The organism is Trinickia sp. (assembly GCF_051961175.1).
Taxonomy (GTDB): Bacteria; Pseudomonadota; Gammaproteobacteria; order Burkholderiales; family Burkholderiaceae; genus Trinickia.
The window spans coordinates 1-14618 of record NZ_JBQCDN010000101.1 but is presented as its reverse complement, the minus strand read 5'-3'; the positions used below and the strand labels follow the sequence as shown (position 1 = coordinate 14618).

General features: G+C 62.5%; 13 protein-coding genes. 4 read left to right on the top strand and 9 right to left on the bottom strand.

All coding sequences use genetic code 11. The features are described from left to right. From ACTHL0_RS05280 to truB, 3 genes are all read left to right on the top strand, one after another. Positions 1–707, top strand: a 707-nt coding sequence (locus tag ACTHL0_RS05280) for a translation initiation factor IF-2 (protein WP_440565542.1), incomplete at its 5' end; no start/stop codon positions are given. Between the two features lie 173 nt (positions 708–880). After that, positions 881–1249, top strand: a complete 369-nt coding sequence (gene rbfA / locus ACTHL0_RS05275; RefSeq protein WP_440565540.1) for a 30S ribosome-binding factor RbfA — start codon at positions 881–883, stop codon at positions 1247–1249. Positions 1250–1317: 68 nt separating this feature from the next. After that, positions 1318–2283 (top strand): tRNA pseudouridine(55) synthase TruB, encoded by a 966-nt coding sequence (gene truB, locus ACTHL0_RS05270; protein ID WP_440565539.1) that lies wholly within the window; start codon positions 1318–1320, stop codon positions 2281–2283. Positions 2284–2430: 147 nt separating this feature from the next. On the opposite strand, the gene ACTHL0_RS05265 is transcribed toward truB, so the two are convergent. Then, on the bottom strand, positions 2431–3174 hold the full coding sequence (locus tag ACTHL0_RS05265) for an SDR family oxidoreductase (RefSeq protein WP_440565538.1): 744 nt from the start codon (positions 3172–3174) through the stop codon (positions 2431–2433). Between the two features lie 147 nt (positions 3175–3321). Between ACTHL0_RS05265 and ACTHL0_RS05260 the strand changes: the two genes are divergently transcribed. Continuing rightward, positions 3322–4215, top strand: a complete 894-nt coding sequence (locus ACTHL0_RS05260; protein WP_440565537.1) for an AraC family transcriptional regulator N-terminal domain-containing protein — start codon at positions 3322–3324, stop codon at positions 4213–4215. A gap of 404 nt (positions 4216–4619) precedes the next feature. On the opposite strand, the gene ACTHL0_RS05255 is transcribed toward ACTHL0_RS05260, so the two are convergent. The 8 genes from ACTHL0_RS05255 to ACTHL0_RS05220 form a co-directional block, all read right to left on the bottom strand. Continuing rightward, positions 4620–5534, bottom strand: coding sequence for an MBL fold metallo-hydrolase (locus tag ACTHL0_RS05255; RefSeq protein ID WP_440565536.1), 915 nt, complete (start codon positions 5532–5534; stop codon positions 4620–4622). A gap of 18 nt (positions 5535–5552) precedes the next feature. Next, positions 5553–6917 carry an MFS transporter gene (locus ACTHL0_RS05250; protein ID WP_440565535.1) on the bottom strand — a complete coding sequence of 455 codons (1365 nt, stop codon included), beginning with the start codon at positions 6915–6917 and terminating at the stop codon, positions 5553–5555. A 62-nt stretch (positions 6918–6979) separates the two neighbouring features. Next, positions 6980–7996, bottom strand: a complete 1017-nt coding sequence (locus ACTHL0_RS05245) for a succinylglutamate desuccinylase/aspartoacylase family protein (protein WP_440565534.1) — start codon at positions 7994–7996, stop codon at positions 6980–6982. A gap of 159 nt (positions 7997–8155) precedes the next feature. Next, positions 8156–9031: a LysR family transcriptional regulator gene (locus tag ACTHL0_RS05240; protein ID WP_440565533.1), complete on the bottom strand. Its 876-nt coding sequence runs from the start codon at positions 9029–9031 to the stop codon at positions 8156–8158. Between the two features lie 81 nt (positions 9032–9112). After that, positions 9113–10672 carry a DHA2 family efflux MFS transporter permease subunit gene (locus ACTHL0_RS05235; RefSeq protein ID WP_440565532.1) on the bottom strand — a complete coding sequence of 520 codons (1560 nt, stop codon included), beginning with the start codon at positions 10670–10672 and terminating at the stop codon, positions 9113–9115. Between the two features lie 113 nt (positions 10673–10785). Next, the gene (locus tag ACTHL0_RS05230; protein WP_440565531.1) at positions 10786–12045 is read right to left on the bottom strand and encodes an HlyD family secretion protein; all 1260 of its coding nucleotides are present in this window, start codon (positions 12043–12045) and stop codon (positions 10786–10788) included. A 96-nt stretch (positions 12046–12141) separates the two neighbouring features. Beyond that, positions 12142–13650 carry an efflux transporter outer membrane subunit gene (locus ACTHL0_RS05225; protein WP_440565543.1) on the bottom strand — a complete coding sequence of 503 codons (1509 nt, stop codon included), beginning with the start codon at positions 13648–13650 and terminating at the stop codon, positions 12142–12144. Positions 13651–13768: 118 nt separating this feature from the next. After that, positions 13769–14248 (bottom strand): MarR family winged helix-turn-helix transcriptional regulator, encoded by a 480-nt coding sequence (locus ACTHL0_RS05220; RefSeq protein ID WP_440565530.1) that lies wholly within the window; start codon positions 14246–14248, stop codon positions 13769–13771. Between the last annotated feature and the right edge of the window lie 370 nt (positions 14249–14618).

Below are 14618 nucleotides of genomic sequence, written 5' to 3'. Positions count from 1 at the left end.
TGTTCCGCCAAGGCAAGTTCCGCGACGTCAAGCTGGCGAAGCAGCAGGCCGCCAAGCTCGAAAGCATGCTCGAGCAGATGGGCGAGGGCGAAGTGCAGACGCTGCCGCTCATCGTCAAGGCCGACGTGCAAGGTTCGCAGGAAGCGCTGGTCCAATCGCTGCAGAAGCTGTCGACCGACGAAGTGCGTGTGCAGATCGTGCACGGTGCTGTCGGTGGCATCAGCGAGTCGGACGTCAATCTGGCGACGGCGTCGAAGGCGGTCATCATTGGCTTCAACACGCGCGCCGATGCTCAGGCACGCAAGCTGGCCGAGACGAACGGCATCGACATCCGCTACTACAACATCATCTATGACGCAGTGGATGAAGTGAAGGCAGCGATGTCGGGCATGCTCGCACCGGAAAAGCGCGAGGTCGTCACGGGTATGGTCGAAGTGCGCCAGGTCTTCAAGGTACCGAAGGTCGGCGCGGTGGCAGGCTGTATGGTCACGGACGGTGTGGTCAAGCGTTCGTCGTCGGTACGCGTGCTGCGCAACAACGTCGTCATCTTCACGGGCGAACTCGATTCGCTCAAGCGCTTCAAGGACGACGTGAAGGAAGTGAAGCAAGGCTTCGAGTGCGGGATGTCGATCAAGAACTTCAACGATATCGTTGAAGGCGATCAGTTCGAGGTATTCGAAGTCACGGAAGTCGCGCGTACGCTGTAACCAGTAAGCGCGCGGCGCGGGGCGGAGCAGGCGGCAAGCCTCCTCCGCCCCGTTGTTTTTATTGTGGCGGATCGGCGCGGATGAAAGGCGAGGGCCTTCAGCCGTATCGAGACCGCCGGGGTGCATCGACCATGAACCATGACCATGCGCCCTCATCGCCAGGCGGGTTCATCATGTCGAAGAAGCGCACCTCTCCCAACCGTAACGTTCAGATTGCCGATCAAATTCAACGCGATCTGTCCGAACTCATCGCGCGCGAAGTGAAAGATCCGCGCATCGGCCTCGTCACGATCCAAAGCGTCGAGCTCACGCCTGATTATGCGCATGCGAAGGTCTACTTCACGACGCTGACGGGCGATGCGCAGCTCACGCAGGTCGCGCTCAATCATGCGGCCGGGCATTTGCACAATCTGTTGTTCAAGCGCTTGCACATCCATACGGTGCCCACGCTGCATTTCCACTACGACAAAACGATCGAGAAGGCGGTGGAGATGTCGCGCTTGATCGATGAGGCCAACGCCACGCGCGCGAAAGACGATTGATTGAATGAGCGGCGACTTGGCGCGTATTGACGCGCGGGTCGTCGTCGTTGTGCTTTTAAAGCTATCCCATGAAACAACCTCAACGTCCGCGTGTGCCGCGTCGCGCGCTCGACGGTGTCCTGCTGCTCGACAAGGGCATCGGGCTGTCGAGCAATGATGCGCTGATACGGGTGAAGCGCCTGTTCCTCGCTCAGAAAGCCGGTCATACGGGTACGCTCGATCCGCTCGCTTCGGGCTTGCTGCCGCTTTGCTTTGGCGAGGCGACGAAGTTCTCGCAAGATTTGCTCGAAGCCGATAAGACGTATGAGGCGACGATGCGTCTCGGCATTCGCACGAGTACCGGTGATGCCGAAGGAGAAGTGCTCGAAACGCTTCCCGTCGAAGTGGGCGTACCCGAGATCGAGGCAGCGCTGGTGCGTTTTCGGGGGCCGATCTCGCAAGTGCCGCCGATGTATTCGGCGCTCAAGCGCGACGGTAAGCCGCTGTATGAGTACGCCCGTGCCGGGCAGGTTGTCGAACGCGTGGCTCGGGAGGTCACCATTCATGCGCTCGAATTGCTCGGCACCGCGCTGCCCGACGTGACGTTTCGCGTCACGTGCAGCAAGGGCACGTACGTGCGCACGCTGGCCGAGGATATCGGCGCGGCGCTTGGTTGCGGGGCGCACCTCGTCGCGCTGAGGCGGACAGGCGTCGGCGCGTTGACGCTCGATCATGCGGTGACACTCGAAGCGCTCGAGCAAATGGACGCGGCAGCACGCGATGCTTGCTTGCGGCCCGTCGATGCGTTGCTTTCGACTTTTCCAAGTGTGGCGCTCGGTCCGGTGGAAACGAAGCGCTTCCTCCAAGGTCAACGGTTGCGTTTGGCCGACTTGCCGACGGAGCAGGGCGCGCAGTTGGCGAGGCGGTCCGAAGGGGCCGATCCGCGCGTCCGTGTTTATCGTGAGGAAGATGGTGCGCTGCTGGGTGTGGCCCGAGCGGAGAACGGTGTGCTGGCGCCAGAGCGTTTGATTGCGACGGCGGCGGTGCCCGCGTGACGCGCGAGATCACTTCGCGCCATTGAATCGACGCACATCTGCGGGGTTGCTGCCGGTGACCGCACTGGTGAGCGCATTCCGCGGGAACACCTGCTTGCGGACCTCGACCGCAAACGGCGGATCGACGCCCGCGGGCCGCCCCTCCCATCATCCGCCAGTCGCCGCAGTCGGACGCACGACGATCTCGTTCACGTCGACGTCGGCGGGCTGTGCGATTGCATACGCAATGGCCGCGGCGATCGCTTCCGGTTCCAGAGCAATGCTGCGGTACGCTTTCATCGCCTCGGCGGCGACCGGATCCGAAATGGTGTCCGCAAGCTCGGAGGTGACGACACCCGGACAGATGCTCGTGACGCGCAGCTTGTCGTTCTCTTGCCGCAGACCATCGGAGATCGCGCGCACCGCATACTTTGTTGCGCAATAGACAGCGGCGGTCGGCGACACCTGCAGGCCGCCGATCGACGACACGTTGATGATCTGGCCGAAACCCTGACGATTCATCACCGGCAGCACGGCCGCGATGCCGTACAGCACGCCCTTGATGTTAACGTCCACCATGTGGTCCCATTCGTCGACCTTCAGCGACGCCATGGGCGACAGTGGCATGACGCCCGCATTGTTGACGATGACGTCGACGCGTCCGTACTCGGCGAGTGCCGCTTCAACGAAGGCCACGCTGTCGTCGCGCCGCGTGACATCGAGCTGGCGCCAACGTGCCGTGCCGCCATCGGCGCAAATATCGCCAGCGAGGGCCGCAAGACGTTCGGTGCGACGCGCACCTAGCATAAGACGGGCGCCACGGGCGCCCAGATGGCGAGCGGTGGCGTCTCCGATGCCGCTGCTTGCACCCGTGATCAGTACCACTTTCCGTTCGATGTCGTAGCTAGTCATTTCCGCTCCCCGGTTCCGGTTGAAGAACCGACAGCATCTCGTGGAAGAGGGGCTTGCCGGTAGCCGACGAGTCCGAATCTCTTGCACGATTCTCTGAAAATGCAGAACGTACGATGCGCGCCGCGCTCGGCATGCGACACTCTGACCATGGAAAAAATCGATGATCTTGCGGCGCTGATCGCGCGCCATGCGCCAGTCGACGGTGCGATCGAAACGGCGATAGACGGTCTGGGCCTGCTGCGCTCGTCGGCGGCAACGGAGCCCGTGCATACGCTCTACGAGCCGTCCTGTTGTATCGTCGCGCAAGGGCGTAAGCGTGCGGTAGTCGGTGGCCGCGCGTACCAGTACGATCCGTCGAACTATCTGGTCGTCGGGTTGGATTTGCCGGTGATTGGCGCGGTGATCGAGGCTAGCGCGCAAAAGCCGTATCTCAGTGTGCGCTTGCCGTTGAATCGCGAGGCGCTCGCCGAGATGCTCATGCACGATCCAACGAAGTCCGTTCGAGGCGAAGAGCGCGCTTCACACGCGATCGCCGTGGAAGCGGCGACCCCGCATTTGATCGACGCGGCAGCGCGGCTGCTGCACCTGCTCGACGCACCGGACGACGTGCTTGCGCTCGCACCGCTGATCGAGCGGGAGATTCTCTATCGTCTGTTGCGCGGGCCGCAAGCCGACATGTTGCGTCAGATTGCGTATCGCACCGGCCGCATAAGCCGGATACAGAAAGCGGTCGCCTTCATTCGCGAGCACTTCACCGAAGAATTCGCCATCGACGATCTGGCTGCGGTCGCGGACATGAGCGTGTCGACATTCCATGCGCAATTCAAGGAGGCGACGCACATGAGTCCGCTGCGCTTTCGAGCGCAGATTCGCTTGCAGGAAGCCCGCCGTCTCATGCTCGTGGAGGGGCTGGGCGCGGCAGAAGCAGGGTTTCGTGTCGGCTACGGAAGTCCATCGCAATTCAGCAGGGAGTATGGCCGGCTGTTCAGCGCGCCGCCCAGGCGCGACGCGGTAAAACGAAAGGCTTTGGCGTTTGCATGAGCATTCAATGAGCCGGAAAACTGGCGCACGATGAAGGTGGCCCCGCGTCGTCATCGACATGACATTGCGCGCAGCTGATATGCGCGCCTTCGGCTGGCCCGAAAGTCTGTCATGGGTTGCAATAGGCGAATGACAGCTGCACTTCAGCAGGAGACGCCTAACCGGCCATATACTAAACGGCTGCGAAGGGTCCGACTGCTGTCCGACGCGGCCGATGTAAGGCCGACTCCCCCGCCGGCCGACGTCTGGCCTGGATCGGCCAGGAAGCGATGCTCGTTATCGCGCTCACGTAGACGTTCGTGCGTCCGCTCTGCGGGGCGTTTCTGTCATCGACGTGAAAGCCGGTGGTGGCACAGAAAATTCGGGGAACCCCAGCTCGCGACGTTTCGCTCCTCAGGCGCTTTTTATTCCGCGCCGTTCAAGTAGTGCCATTCGAAGCCGTTTGGACCTTCGTGCACCTTACCGCAAGATGTTTCCGGAAAGTGCGCGGGGAATACGATCGCACCCGTTGCCGCCGCATGTTCGAGTAGCGATTGTCTTGATGCTCGCGCCTGTGGCTGATCAAGGCAGAAGGTTGAATTCCACTGAGGACGATAGACCTGCAGGGGACTATGCATGACGTCCCCAGAGAACAACGCCGTCTGTCCCCGCGAGCGAATTTCGATAGCCATATGCCCAATGCTATGGCCCGGCGTCGGGAGAAACCGAATGCCGTCGACGATTTCCTCTCCTTCATCCGACACGACGCGAGCCTGTTGGGCGTCGATCAGCGGGAGTATGCTGTCCTCGAATACCATGCGCCGCGGTTCTCCTTCCGGCGTCGCGAAATAGTCGCATTCGCGCTCGCCAAATATATAGGTGGCGTTCGGAAACACGGGTGTCCAGCGGTCGTTTTGCCAATGCGTATTCCATCCGACGTGGTCGACGTGCAAATGAGTGAGCAACACGTAATCGACTTGCTCGCGCCGCAAGCCCGCCGCTTCGAAGCGCTCGAGCACGGGGTTGTCGAGTTTGTCGAAGAGCGCGCTGAACGGCCGCGTCTTCCCGTTGCCGATTCCCGTATCGACGACGATAGTCAGGCCACTGATCTGCACGACCCATAAATGCGTTTTCAGCGTGACGCGCCGATTCGTGAGGTCGAGGCTGGCGCTCGAAAAACGTTCTCCGAGGGCTTGCCCGCTTGCGGCGTCCCAGTCGGGGAACAGCACATCGGGAGCGAGTGCGAAGGTCGTTTCATCGACCCGGGTGATCATTGCCTCGCCCACGAGATGGGTATTGGAAGCGTTTTGCATGGCGATATTTGGCTTGTCGTAAGTCATGATGTCTCTCAGGCTCTCTCAGGTTACGGCCAGCGTGTGCGCGACTGGCACGCGCCGCATGGCCACTATGTAAAGCGCGCTGCCGATCAGTGCGGATAACCCGCCGGTCAGGGCCAGCGCCACGCCCAGGCTGTTGTCGGCGCGTGCCAGGTGCTCATTCAGATAGCCGACAGCCAGCGGACCGATGCTTCCGCTAATCGCGTTGGTCATGAACACAAGCAGGGCCAGCGAGCGCCCACGCATGCGGTTCGGCACCGCGATCTGCAGCGGCACGGGCGCAAGACCCATCGCAATGCTCGCGACGAACGCACAGGTGCCATACAGCACGACCGCAACGCTGCTGTCGGCGACAAGCGGCATCGCAATCGCGGCCGGCACCAGTGCAGCAACCGCGCCGGCGGAGAAGCCCAGCACTCTGCGCAAGGTACTTTCGTCAGTGACGCGCGTCGCGAGCATGCCAGCGCACGCGACACCAAGTGTCCCGCCGATCATGTAAGCCGGTGCGGCCATCTGCCCCACCGTCTTCGGCGCGAGGTGAAAATGCCGCATCAGCAAAGTCGGAAACCATGCCGAGTGAGAGTAAAACACCGTTATCAACCCGACGTAAGCCGCGAAGTAGGGCAGACAGAAACGATTGCGCACGAACAGTTCGACGATGACATGCCGCAGGGACGGCACGGCGTCTTCCGTTTTTGTCGCATGATGCAGCGTCTCCAGGCGGACCGGTTCGCGAACCGAGCATGCCACCAACGCGGCCAACACGAGCCCGGGCAGTCCGACCGCGATGAACACCATTTGCCACGGTTCAACGCCATGCGCCGCAAGCCATGCACTGTTGTCGCCATGGGCGGCGGACAACAGCATGCCGCCGCCGAACAACGCAACGCCGCCTCCCACATACGGCCCGAGCATGAAGACACTACTCGCGCGCGCTACGCGCCGTGGCGGGAATATGTCGCTGAAAATAGACAGTGCGGCCGGGCTCAGTCCCGCCTCGGCGATTGCGGTCCCGGCGCGGGCGATGAGCAGTTCGGAAAAGCTCGAAGCGAATCCGCATGCCATCGTCGAGACAGCCCAGATCGCAATGCAAGCGGCGATCAGCTTGACCCGGTTGGTTCGATCGACGAGCCGCGCGACGAAGACACCCGCTGTGGCGTAACACATCGTGAACGAAAGACCCTGCAGCAAGCCGATTTGCGTATCCGTGAGCGCGAGCGACTGCTTGATCGGCTGCACGAGAATGCCGACGATCTGCCGATCCAGATACGAGAACGCGAAGCAGGTGAAGAACAGCAGCACGATGTAGACCGGGTATCGCACGTCGCTGGGGGCTCGCCGGGCTGCATTTTCGTGCGGCTGGGTCAAAGGGGGATAAGCGCTCATACACTGTCTCCGGAGGATGAGTCGGTGAATCGTCAGTGGCAGTCGTTCTTATTGTTCTCTGCTCAATATGCAACGGTATCCGCGGCCAACAATGTGATGCAGTCGCCCGGTTCCACCCGCGCAAAAGTGCGGACGCACATGACCGTGGCGTCCGCGCGGAAGCGGATGTCCAGCGGCGCTTGCCAAGGCCGGTGCGGATCGAAGAGACGTCCCGCGATCTGGCCTTCGCGGACGCGATCGCCGAGTGCGAAGGCGGGTTCGAAGACGCCGGCAATCGGCGAGTACACATAGTGGCGTGCGCCCTCCACCCGAAGAAATCGCGTCTCGCCGGCGGGCGATGGATGCTCCTCAGGCGTCATGCCGAGCCGGTGCAGGACACGGCAGAGGCCGCTCTCGACGATAGCGAGATTGGCTGCGTCACACCCCGCGTGGCCGCCAAATTCGCCGCACAGGAAGAGCTTTCCGTGGCGTTCGGCGGCCGCCGCGAAAGTGCGATCTTCGCCGAGCAGATCCATGATCATCGTGTTCGGTGCACCAAACGCGCGCACGAGGTCGAGATAGCGGTCACGCCGCTCGCCATCGACGGGCGGCGACGCGAGAAGCGTGGGGGCATGTTCGAACGATGCGCCCCCGGCGTGAAGATCGATCGCGATATCGATGCGCGGAAGCAACTCCGTTTCGATGTAATGCGCGATCATCTCGGTGGGCTGTCCATTGCGCGCGCCAGGGAAAAGCCGGTTCAGGTTGCCGCGGTCTATAGGGGACGTACGCGAGCCGTCGATGAAAGCCGGGAAATTCAGTGCAGGGATGACGATGAGGCGGCCGCGTATCGTCATCGACGGCAGCCGCTGCAACAGCTTCATCAGCGCGACGGGGCCTTCGTATTCGTCGCCATGGTTGCCGCCCGTGAGTAGAACCGTCGGGCCTGTCCCCGCGCCAGCGTTGACTACGGCGAGCGGGATGGGGATGTGCCCGTACGCCGAGCGGTCGTGCGACCAGGGCAGTCTGAGCGTGCCGGTCTGGAAACCCGTGCGCTCGAAATCGACATCAGTGGCGATAAGCGATGGACGATTGGACATGGTGCGATCCGTAAGCAGCGAGGCGGCGCCCCGTTGTTCTTACTATCGCCGACGATAAAGCGCCTGACCAATGCCGTTTTCTGCTCGGGTGATGCCTTGAAGGCATCACCGGTTAGGCTTTCGTCCGTCGACTTGCCACGGCGACGCGCCGCCTACCTCCTACCTCAGATGATTGACGAATTGACCCAGCGCCACGTTTGATCCATTTGCGGCGTAGCAGAATTCGAGTGGCAACGGCACCGATAAGTCTTTCAGATCGACGAAGCGCACGCGTGCCGGGGGACGATGGCGATTCGCCGCGTTCACGATCGCGGCCCCCATGCCCGCGGACACGAGCGAAAGAATGGCCGTTTCGGTGCTGGCCTCCTGTCGGATGTCGAGTGTCAGGCCGCGCTCGGCGCAGGCGGACAGCAGGCGGTCGTAGTACGCCGGGTAGACGCGTCGAGGAAAGGCGATAAATGGGATTTCCCGGAGGTCCGCCGTCGAAACGGCCCCCGCCTTGCCGAGCGGCCACGCGTCGGGCACGGCCAGCAGGACATTCTGTTCGAGCACGGGCACGCTCGCGATGCCTTCGGGGAGCACGCCGACCCGATAGCAGAAACCGCCGTCGAGCCGTCCCGCCGCAATCGCCTCGAGTTGTTCCGGCGTATTCATCGGCTGCAGTTCGAGCGCCACTTGCGGCACGGCCTGTTCGAATTCGCGCAAAGCGCTGGAGACAATGCCACTCCACGCTGCATTTTCGACGAAACCGACACGCAAATGACCACGCAAGCCGGAAGCGATCTGGCGGGCGAGGCGATTGGCGGCGTCGACGCGGGCCAGAATCTCTCGCGCTTCGGATAGGTAGGCCTCGCCCGCAGCAGTGAGCATCAGCCCGCGTGGCGTGCGTTCGAACAGCGTCGCGCCGATGGCCTGTTCGAGGTCTTGGATTTGTCGGGATATCGCCGGCTGCGTCACGTGCAGTTGTTCGGAAGCCGAGCGCACACTACGCAATTCTGCGACAGCGACGAAATAGCGGAGATGCCGGAGTTCCATGGCGAAATGGGACCAGGACGTTGGAGCGCCATCGTAAACCATGCATGCGTTGAATGGGCGCCCTGAGGAAATCAACGTTACCTAGTGCGCCGCCGACGCCGCCGCGCCCGAATCCCCACCGCCGCTCCGCTCTGGCCGCGTAATCCAAATCAGCGCGATGAGCACGATGAAAATGACCGACGAGATATAGAACAGGTCATTCACCCCGAGCTGTGCCGCCTGTTGCGTCACGAGCCGATCGAACAGGCTATACCCTTGCGAGGTATCAAGTCCCATCGAACCGAGCTGCGTCATCGATTGCCCAAAGGTGGGATCGAACATACTGGCGCGCTCGGTCAACTGCGCGTGGTGAAAACTTGTGCGGTGGTCCCAAGCAGTGGTGAAGATCGACGTACCGATCCCGCCGCACATGATCCGCACAAAATTCGACAGCCCCGACGCCGCCGCGATGCGATTGCCCGGCAGGCCCGATAGCGTGATCGACACGAGCGGGATGAAGAACCCGGCCATGGCGATGCCTTGCACGAGGGTAGGCAACGCGAGCGACCACGTATCCACGCCGGTGGTATAGCGCGAGCGCATCCAGAAGCACAACGCGAACACGACAAACGCCGCCGTGGCGATCTTTCGAGGATCCGTGCGTGGCAAGAACTTGCCCGTGACGGGCGAGAGCAGAATCGCAAACACGCCGACGGGTGCCATGACGAGCCCGGCATCGGTGGCCGTATAGCCGATATCGGTTTGCAGCCACAGCGGCAACAGCACGAGATTGCCGAAGTAGAGCCCATAACCGATCGATAGCGCGATCGTGCCGCCCGTGAAATTACGCTTCCTGAAGAGCGACAAATCGACGACAGGGTGCTCGGCCGTCAACTCCCAAACGACGAAAAACGCAAACCCGATCAGGGCCGTGAGCGCGAGCACCACCACCGTCGTCGAGGAAAACCAATCGAGATCCTTGCCCTTGTCGAGCATGACTTGCAACGAGCCCACCCAGATGACGAGCAAGGCGAGGCCGACCGAATCGATCGGTGCCTTCTTGATGGCCGAGTCGCGCGTCCGGAAGATGGCCCACGTGGCGATCGCCGCCACGATACCGACGGGAATATTGACGTAGAAGATCCAGGGCCAGGAAATATTGTCGGAGATCCAGCCGCCGAGAATCGGCCCGGCCACGGGCGCGATCAGCGTGGTCATCGACCACATCGAGAGCGCGAGCGGCGCCTTCGCGCGCGGATAACTCGCGAGCAGCAGCGTCTGAGAGAGCGGAATCATCGGGCCGGCGACGGCACCTTGGATCACGCGCGACATCAGCAGAAACGGCAGCGAGGGCGCAAGGCCGCACATCCACGACGAGATCACGAACAGCACGATCGACGCCAAAAACAGCCGCACCTGCCCGAGACGTTCGGTCAGCCAGCCCGTCAGCGGCACGGAAATCGCGTTGGCGACGGCGAACGAGGTGATGACCCAGGTGCCCTGATCGGAGGACACCCCGAGGTCACCGGAGATCGTCGGTATCGACACGTTCGCGATCGACGTGTCGAGCACGTTCATGAACACCGCGAGCGACACGGCGATCGTACCGACCACGAGCGATGCGCCGGTGAGCGGTGGGTGCGGAGCTTGGGGCTGAGCCATTCTTCAGTTGACCTCGAGTCCTTCGTTGTTTCGTGGATGCGTGCTATGCGGCTTATGGCCGCTTCGGGCCACTTCGGGCCACTTCTGTGCCTTGCATCGGCCGCAAATCAGCATCAGCTATGGGCGCCGTTGCTCGCGACCTTTGCGGCGTGGCCGCGCGTGGCGTGCGCTTCGGTGCTCGACTGCCTTTGCTGCGCAAGCCCGGCATTGGACCCTGCGTTCTCGGCGATGATGCGGGCGATTTCGGCATTGGCTTCGTCGCCGTACTTGTCGAACACGTTCGTCTGATAGACGGTGTTCTGCGCGTTGCTGAGCTGATTGCCGGAGTCGTTCTTGATATTCACGTCGGCTTGCATCGACAGGCCGATCCGCAGCGGATGCGCGCGCAGTTCGGCCGGATCGAGCGCGATACGCACGGGGAGACGTTGCACGACCTTGATCCAGTTACCCGTCGCGTTTTGCGCGGGCAGCAGCGAGAACGCGGAACCGGTACCGGCCGAGAACCCAACGACCTTGCCGTGATAGACGACGGACGAGCCGTAGATGTCGGCCGTCAACTCAACGGGTTGGCCGATGCGCATATGCGTGAGCTGCACTTCCTTGAAGTTCGCATCCACCCACACCGATTCGAGCGGCACGATCGCCATCAACGGCGTACCCGGCGACACCCGCTGGCCCACTTGCACCGAGCGCTTCGCGACATAGCCCGTCACGGGGGCGGGCAGTACGTTACGTGCATTGCTCAAGTAAGCATCGCGTACTTTGGCGGCCGCGGCGAGCACGTTCGGGTGCGTGGCGATCGTCGTGTTCGACGTCAGCGCGCGGTTCGAGGCGAGTTGCTGCTGCGCCGCGTCGAGTGCGGCTTGCGCGGCCTTCACCGTATCGCGGGCGTGCGAGATTTCTTCTTGCGACACCGCGCCGGTTTGAGCGACGGCAAGGCGCCGGCGCAAATCGTCTTGCGCGCGCGACAGATCGGCTTCACGCTGAGCGATCTGCGCCTGGTACTGATCGTTGTTGACGAACAGTCCACGCACTTGCCGCACCGTTTGCGCGAGGTTGGCCTCGGCTTGCTGAAGGGCCACGTGGGCATCGGCGCCGTCGAGCATCACGAGCGGATCGCCGGCCTTGACCGTTTGCGTATCGTCGGCGTTCACGGCGATGACGGTACCCGTCACTTGCGGCGTGATCTGCACGACATTGCCGTTCACGTAGGCGTCGTCGGTATCCTGATGGAAGCGCGCGTCGAGGAAGTAGTACAAGCCGTATGCGACGGCCGCGACGAGGATGACGCCGATCAGCAGCGTCATCAAGCGCTTGCGCTTGGCGTTGTTCTGCGACTGCACGCTCGCGGCGGTTTGTTGAGTGTCGCTCATGGAAATGCTCTCCGTTTCTCGAGTCTCGATCGTGTCGAAGCTCTATCGTTGAATCTTGCTTGGGTTATTGATTGTTGGGACGTTGCGCCATGCCGTTCAACCCGCAGAGGACGACGTGGCGGCGAGGGCTCCCGACGCCGGGACGGCCACCCCCGCGGTTTGTGCGTCGAAGCCGCCGCCGAGCGCGCGAATCAGCGCGAACTGCAGGTCGCGGCGCTTCATCTTCAGGTTCGTCACGGTCTGCTCGGCCGCCAGGCGGTTGTTGTCGGCCGTGAGCACTTGAAGCTGCGGCGACAAGCCCGCCTTGTAGCGGATGACGGCCAGACGGTAGGCTTCGACCGATGCATCGAGCGCATGCTGCGCGTCGCTCATTTCGTTGTCGATGGCGCGGATCGATGCCACTTGCGTCGCGACATCGGACATCGCATTGATGAGCGCCTGGTTGTAGTTCGCCACATCGAGTTCGAAATCGGCGTAACGGCCCTTCAGTTGAGCACGCAGCGCGCCGGCATCGAAGATCGGCAGGTGAATAGCCGGCCCCGCCTGGATCTGCCGGCTCGCCGCCAGCAGGAAATGGCTCCACCCGAATGCGTCGAGACCGATGCCCGCAGCCAGATTGATGTCCGGGAAAAACTCGGCCTTCGCTTCCTTCACGTTGGCGAGTGAGGCCTCGATTTGCCAACGCGCTGCGACGATGTCGGGGCGGCGCGAAACCAGATCGGCAGGCAGATTGGACGGCAGCGTCACGGCCCCGCCGGGTGCGAGCACCGGATCCGCAATCGCCAAGCCCCGATCGGGGCCCTTGCCGAGCAGGGCGGCCAATTGAAAGCGCACCGATTTGATTTGCCCGTCGAGGTCGGCCAGGTTGGCTTGGCTTGTCGCCACGTTGCCGCGCGCCGTTTCCTTTTCGACGTTCGTGTCGAGCCCCGCCGTCACGCGCCCGTTCGTGATCGTGCCGACTTCCTGGCGGTTGCGGATCTCCCGCGCCGAGATGTCCCGCAGGGCGTAGAGCTGGGCGAGTTGGTTGTAGGTGCGCGCAACCGACGACGCCAGCGTGACGCGCGCTTCCTGCATGTCGGCCTCGGCCGCCTTCTCCTGCGATAGCGATGCATTGACGCGCGCGCGGTTCTTGCCCCACAGATCGAGATCCCACGAGGCGCTGGCGAGCGCGTTGTGTTCCGTGACCCAATTCCCGCCGAAGGGGGGCGGGTACAGAGCGTTGGCGGAAAACCGCTCACGTGTGATCGAGTAGCTCCCGTTCACCTTCGGCAGCAGGCCCGCGTGCGCGCTTTCGATGTACGACTGCGCCTGGGCAATGCGCGCCTGCGCCTGCGCGATCGACGGATTGCCTTGCAGCGCTTCGTCGATGAGCTTGGGCAGCTGCGGATCGCCGAACTGGCTGGCCCAATCGAGCGACGGCCACTGTCCGCCCTCGTTGGGAAGACTTTGTGCCGATTCGAGCGCGCTGGCCGACGTGATGTGCTTGTCGCTCTTGATCCCGGCGTAGTTGGCGCATCCGGCCATGACGAGTGTGGCAACGGCAACCCCGGCTGCAATCGCGCCGCGGGCCGCACGAACACGGGGCGAGGCGGGAGAGGAAATCATCGCACGGCCTTTCGAAGTAAATGTAGTCATGGACTCTGCAACTTATTTTTTACGATTGAAGGTCGAAACTTGTTGCCATGTCAGCCAACCTTGCGCCGACGAAAAAGGTGTGGCGCCGTTATTCGGCGGCCGGGTCGGCCGTATTGGCCAGAATCCGCCGCAGCATGCTCTTCAGAAATCCCACTTCCTCCGGCGTAAAGCCCGCGAGGGCCTTATCCACCACGCCGCCGAAGATGCCCGGCATCTTCGCCGCGAGTTCGCGGCCTTCGTCCGTCACCGCCAGATGAACGGCGCGGCGATCCTCCGAACTACGCACCCGCGACAGCAGATTACGCTTTTCCAGCCGATCGATCAGCCGAGTCACCGCGCTTGCGTCAATCCCGTAGTCGCGTGCGAGTTCCGCCGCCAGCGAACACCGGCCGCTCGCGATCATGAACAGCATGCTGGCCTGCGTGCTCGTGATCCCCAATTCGCCCAGCGTCCGCTGCGTGACGAGGTTCGACAGGCTCGATTTCGCCCGGGCGATCAGGTAGCCCACGCTTTCGTCCAACTGATAGTTGCAGACCTCAGGCGGCAGGGACGAGGGCGGTTTGGTCATGGCGATTTCCGTGCGATTGCAATAGTTGACTAGGCATGATTATAGACGGGGTAACCCTCCCGGGCAAGCAGCCGGCCCTATACGAGCCGGGCTTTTAAGTGATTCCTTAATGCAAACCGCTATTATGACGCGTTCCCCGCGAGCATGCTGGCGAGGCAAACGGGCGAACGGGCGAGATACCGCGCCGCCAATCCCTTGTCGCAGCAGCAACCGAACGTTTCGAGCGGTTGAGCGGTTGAGCGGTTGAGCGGTTGAGCGGTTGAGCGGTTGAGTGGTTGAGCGGTTGAGCGGTTGAGCGGGCGAAGGGGCGAAGAGGCGAAGAGGCGAAGAGGCGAAGAGGCGAAGAGGCGAAGAGGCGAAGAGGCGAAGA

Excerpts from the sequence above, each read along its gene's own strand:
- rbfA (WP_440565540.1), top strand. The coding sequence starts at position 881 with ATGTCGAAGAAGCGCACCTCTCCCAACCGTAACGTTCAGATTGCCGAT.
- truB (WP_440565539.1), top strand. The coding sequence starts at position 1,318 with ATGAAACAACCTCAACGTCCGCGTGTGCCGCGTCGCGCGCTCGACGGT.
- ACTHL0_RS05265 (WP_440565538.1), bottom strand. The coding sequence starts at position 3,174 with ATGACTAGCTACGACATCGAACGGAAAGTGGTACTGATCACGGGTGCA.
- ACTHL0_RS05260 (WP_440565537.1), top strand. The coding sequence starts at position 3,322 with ATGGAAAAAATCGATGATCTTGCGGCGCTGATCGCGCGCCATGCGCCA.
- ACTHL0_RS05255 (WP_440565536.1), bottom strand. The coding sequence starts at position 5,534 with ATGACTTACGACAAGCCAAATATCGCCATGCAAAACGCTTCCAATACC.
- ACTHL0_RS05250 (WP_440565535.1), bottom strand. The coding sequence starts at position 6,917 with ATGAGCGCTTATCCCCCTTTGACCCAGCCGCACGAAAATGCAGCCCGG.
- ACTHL0_RS05245 (WP_440565534.1), bottom strand. The coding sequence starts at position 7,996 with ATGTCCAATCGTCCATCGCTTATCGCCACTGATGTCGATTTCGAGCGC.
- ACTHL0_RS05240 (WP_440565533.1), bottom strand. The coding sequence starts at position 9,031 with ATGGAACTCCGGCATCTCCGCTATTTCGTCGCTGTCGCAGAATTGCGT.
- ACTHL0_RS05235 (WP_440565532.1), bottom strand. The coding sequence starts at position 10,672 with ATGGCTCAGCCCCAAGCTCCGCACCCACCGCTCACCGGCGCATCGCTC.
- ACTHL0_RS05230 (WP_440565531.1), bottom strand. The coding sequence starts at position 12,045 with ATGAGCGACACTCAACAAACCGCCGCGAGCGTGCAGTCGCAGAACAAC.
- ACTHL0_RS05225 (WP_440565543.1), bottom strand. The coding sequence starts at position 13,650 with ATGATTTCCTCTCCCGCCTCGCCCCGTGTTCGTGCGGCCCGCGGCGCG.
- ACTHL0_RS05220 (WP_440565530.1), bottom strand. The coding sequence starts at position 14,248 with ATGACCAAACCGCCCTCGTCCCTGCCGCCTGAGGTCTGCAACTATCAG.